At 64.6% G+C, this 4,414-nt stretch carries 4 protein-coding genes; all 4 read left to right on the forward strand.

Annotated elements, in window-relative coordinates; translation table 11 throughout:
• Positions 1 to 265 (forward strand): ATP-binding cassette domain-containing protein (locus HUK84_RS11290; RefSeq protein ID WP_176640385.1); only part of this gene is annotated, 265 nt, incomplete at its 5' end.
• On the forward strand, positions 262 to 1,056 hold the full coding sequence (locus HUK84_RS11295; RefSeq protein WP_176640386.1) for an ABC transporter permease: 795 nt from the start codon (positions 262 to 264) through the stop codon (positions 1,054 to 1,056). The genes HUK84_RS11290 and HUK84_RS11295, both read left to right, overlap by 4 nt.
• A 290-nt stretch (positions 1,057 to 1,346) precedes the next feature.
• Positions 1,347 to 3,668, forward strand: coding sequence for a TonB-dependent receptor (locus HUK84_RS11300; protein WP_176640387.1), 2,322 nt, complete (start codon positions 1,347 to 1,349; stop codon positions 3,666 to 3,668).
• A 200-nt stretch (positions 3,669 to 3,868) separates the two neighbouring features.
• Positions 3,869 to 4,414: AMP-binding protein (locus HUK84_RS11305; RefSeq protein WP_176640388.1), on the forward strand; the 546-nt coding region annotated here is incomplete at its 3' end.

Here is a 4,414-nt window from a genome sequence, read left to right on the forward strand (position 1 = left end):
GGTACACCGCCTGTCGACCGGCGAGCGCCAGCGCCTGGCGCTGGTGCGCGGCCTGCGCCTGCAACCGCAGGTCCTGCTGCTCGACGAACCCTGCTCGGCCCTCGACGAGGCCACGACCGCCAAGGTCGAATCCCTGCTGCGCGCCGAGAAGGACAAGGGCGCCGTCATCATCCTGGTTTCGCACGATCCCGCACAGGCCGACCGCATGGCCGACCGCCGGCATCACATGGAACAGGGGCGCTTCGCCGGAGCGCGCGCCGCGTGACCCCCATTCTGCTGACGACCGGCGACCTGCTGCTGGCGGGCGGCCTGATCGCGCTGTGCGCGATCCTGTCGATCATCCTGTCGCTGGGTATCCAGCGCACGCTGACGATCGCGGCGGTGCGCATGGCGGCGCAACTGATCCTGACGGGCAGTGTGCTGCTGTTCGTCTTCGGACGCGCCTCGGTATGGCTGACCCTGTCGGTCCTGCTCGTCATGTTCGCCGCCGCGTCCTACGAGGTCGGGTCGCGCCAGGCGGTGCGCCTGGCCCCGGCCTGGCATTTCGGCATCGGCGGCGCCAGCACGGTGATCGGCACCGGCATCGTGGTGCTGGTCGGCCTGCTCACGGCGCTGCAGCCCCATCCCTGGTACGCCGCCCGGACCGCCATCCCCATGACCGGCCTGCTCCTCGGCAACGTGATGAACGCCACCAGCCTCGCGATGAACACGCTGCTGTCGTCCGTGGGGCGCGAACGCATGGCGATCGAGGCGCGCATCATCCTGGGCGCCACCCGGGCCCAGGCGATGAACAGCCTGATCCGCCAGGCGATCCGCACGGCGCTGATCCCGACCCTGAACCAGATGGCCGCCGCCGGGATCATCACCCTGCCCGGAATCATGACCGGTCAGATCCTGGCGGGCATGAACCCGCTGGACGCGTCGAAATACCAGATCGTGCTGATGAGCCTGATCGTCTGCGGCAACATGATCGGCGCCACCCTGTCGTCGATCCTGACCGCCGCACGGCTCAGCGATCCAAGGGGCCGGCTGCGCCTCGACCATCTGCGTCTCTGAACCATCCACGGATCCGGCATGGCACGCCCCCGACAGGGCGCCGGGCTTCGTTGTTTATGCTACAAATCGCTCTCGTGACGCATCTATTGCCGGCGCGCAGCATATGTGATGAAAATACAACAATTCCACTATTTTTCTCTTAAAAAATCGCCAAAAAATACATAATTTCTTCATATAATTGGAATGACAACTTCACGGGGCTCTACACGGACCCGTGATAAGAGACCGCTCGACTGTCGTGATCGCTACCACTTGGCTGATGCGACCGACATGAATTGTCGAGGGTTTTCATGAATCGTCTTGTTGTTTCCGGTCACCGCGCGGCAAGCCGCACGATCGGCCGCCGCGCATGCGGCCTGGCGTCGACGTCGCTGATCTGCGCCGGCATGATCTTCAACGCCGCCACGGCGCTCGCCGCCCAGGCGGGGCAGGATGACGGCCAGGTCCAGCCGACGCAGGCGGGATCGGCCGCACGGCAGCAGAGCCACGCGCAGCGCACCGCCATCCAGGCCGGACAACGGCCCGAACAGATCGAATCGATCGGGCATCAACTGGTCAATTCGGCCGCCTACCAGGCGCCGAGCAAGGCCCCGCTCGCCGCCTTTCAGCCGACCTCGGTCATCAGCCAGCATTTCATCCAGAACAACGCGCCGCCCAGCGCCAACTACGATACGATCGCGGCGATCTCGCCCAGCGTGACCGCGATTTCGACCAACGGCCCCGGCCTCTCCGAAAGCCAGGGCCTGTCGATCCGCGGCTTCCAGGACGGCCAGTACAACGTCCTGCTGGACGGCATCCCGTTTGCCGACACCAATAATTTCACGCATCACTCCACCAACTATTTCATGGCGCACGACCTGGGCGACATGAGCGTGGATCGCGGGCCGGGCGACGCCTCGACCATCGGCTACGCCACGTTCGGCGGCACCATCAGCGTCACGACCAAGAATCCGCTGGACCGCGCGACGGCCGAGGCCTACGGCAGCGTGGGGTCGTGGAGCACCAACAATTACGGTGGCGAATTCGACAGCGGCCGCCTGAAATCCCTGAACGGCGGCGCCTTCTTCGTCGACATGGAGGCCCTGGACAGCAATGGCTACCTGACCTACGCCGACCAGCACCGCGCCAATTTCATGGGCAAGTGGGTGCAGCCGGTCGGCCGCTCCACGACGCTGACCGTCATGGCGATGCACAACCGCATCGTGCAGGACGTGCCGCCCGGCGTGTCGCTGAAGGAGATCGCGACATACGGCCCGAATTACGGCCTGTCGAACAATCCGCACGCGCAGAACTACCAGAACATCAATGTCGACCATATCCAGACCGATATGGAATATATCGGCCTGAATTCCGACCTGGGCGCCGGCTGGCTTCTGAACAACAAGGTCTATACCTACGCCTACGTCCATCACGGGGACAATGCCGGCGACGTGAACGGCAACCTGTCCGGCACGCTCGCCTATTCCAAGACCTATTACAGCCCGGCGGGCGACGACATCCCGGGCCAGCGGATGCATAACGACTACCGCGCCTGGGGCGATACGTTCGACCTCTCGCGCGGGTTCGGCATCGTCAATGCCCATCTGGGCCTGTGGATCGAGCATCAAAGCAACGGCCGCCAGCAATATGAAGTCGACTGGACGCAGGGCGGCGCGCTGAATCCGCCGACCATCAAGGCGAACGGCGAGCCCGCGGCGCTGGATCGTTTCATGCACGACCAGAATCTCAGCATGCAGCCCTATCTTCAGTTGGCGATCCACGCCCTGCCGAACCTGACGATCAACCCCGGGTTCAAATACAACATCCTGAACCGCGACATCGAGGCGCCGGTCAACCAGAAGACCGGCGCCCCGCTGAACTACAGCCAGAGCTATTCGGCCCCGATGCCGTCGATCAACGTGCATTACATGGCCAGCCCGAACTGGTCCGCCTATCTGCAGGTCGCGCGGGGCTTCCTGGCGCCGGACCTGGCCTATTTCTATGTCGGCGATCCGTCGAAGAACCAGGTCAGCCCCGAAAACACCATGAACTACCAGATCGGCACCGCCTGGCAGAGCCGCCGTTTCACCCTGTCCGGCGACGTTTATTATATCGATTTCGACAATCTGGTGGCCAGCCGGACGATCGGCCAGAATACCGAATATTTCAACCAGGGCGGCGTGAACTATTACGGCGCCGAGGCCGAGGGCTCGGTCTTCCTGGGGCGCGGTTTCACCCTGTTCGCCAACGGCAGCATCAACCAGGCCAAGGTCAAGAAGACCGACCAGTGGGTCGCCAACGCGCCGGAAGCGACGATGGCCGGCGGCCTGATCTACGAACATGACGGCGTCTACGCGTCGCTGATCGAAAAATGGGTCGGCAGCCGCTACGGCGACACCAGCCAGCGGCAGGGCTTGGACCCGTTCTCGCAGCTCGATTTCTCCCTGGCCTATACGTTCCCCAGGACCAATGGCTGGGTTCCCCCGGTCAAGGTGCGGATGAACGTCTCCAACCTGCTGAACAGCCACAAGGTCGTCTATTTCTTCGGCTACGCGGCGGACAAGACGCCGCTGTTCAACACCCAGGCCGGGCGCGGCATCTTCCTGTCGCTTTCGGTGCCGGTTGGTCTGTAATCTCTCTTCCCGAGTTTTTTCCTGGCCGATTCCTTGGCCCTGTCGCGTCCTCCAGCAGCCCCGGCGGTCTTCCGCCGGGGCTTTTTTTCCGCGCCCGGCTATATCTCGTCGCACCGGCCCGGCGCGTCATATAGAGTGGATTATGAGAGGCTTCGTTAGAGGAGCCCCCATCGGGCAGGACAGGCGGGGAACGCATCGCGATGCATGACGAAATTTTTCACGCACCTCCCGCCTTCGCCGCCCAGGCGGCCGTCGATGCCGGCCGGCGGCGCCTGATGGAGCAGGCGGCCTCGGCGCGCCCCGAACAATTCTGGCTCGAACAGGCCGGGCGGCTCGCCTGGGCGTCCCCGCCCACGATCGCCTCGGCATCGGACTTCACGGGGGACGTCGCGATACGCTGGTTCGCCGACGGAACGCTGAATGCCAGCATCTCATGCCTGGACCGCCACCTGGCCACACGGCCCGACCAGGCCGCATTGATCTGGGAAGGCCAGGACGGACAGTCCGAACGCCTGACCTATGCGGCCCTGCATGAACGGGTCTGCCGCATGGCCAACGTCCTGCGCACCCTGGGCGTGGGGCGTGGCGATCGGGTGGCGGTGCATCTGCCGCTGGTGGCCGACAGCGTGGTGGCGATGCTGGCCTGCGCGCGGATCGGCGCCGTGCATGTCGTGCTGTTCGGCGGCTTCTCGGCCGAGGCCCTGGCCGACCGGCTGGCCGACAGCGGTGCGATCGTGGCGATCACC

The organism is Nguyenibacter vanlangensis (assembly GCF_013376155.1).
GTDB lineage: Bacteria > Pseudomonadota > Alphaproteobacteria > Acetobacterales > Acetobacteraceae > Gluconacetobacter > Gluconacetobacter vanlangensis.

What these genes read in the sequence shown, in the direction of transcription:
- HUK84_RS11300 (WP_176640387.1), top strand. Translation starts at nt 1,347, where the DNA reads ATGAATCGTCTTGTTGTTTCCGGTCACCGCGCGGCAAGCCGCACGATC.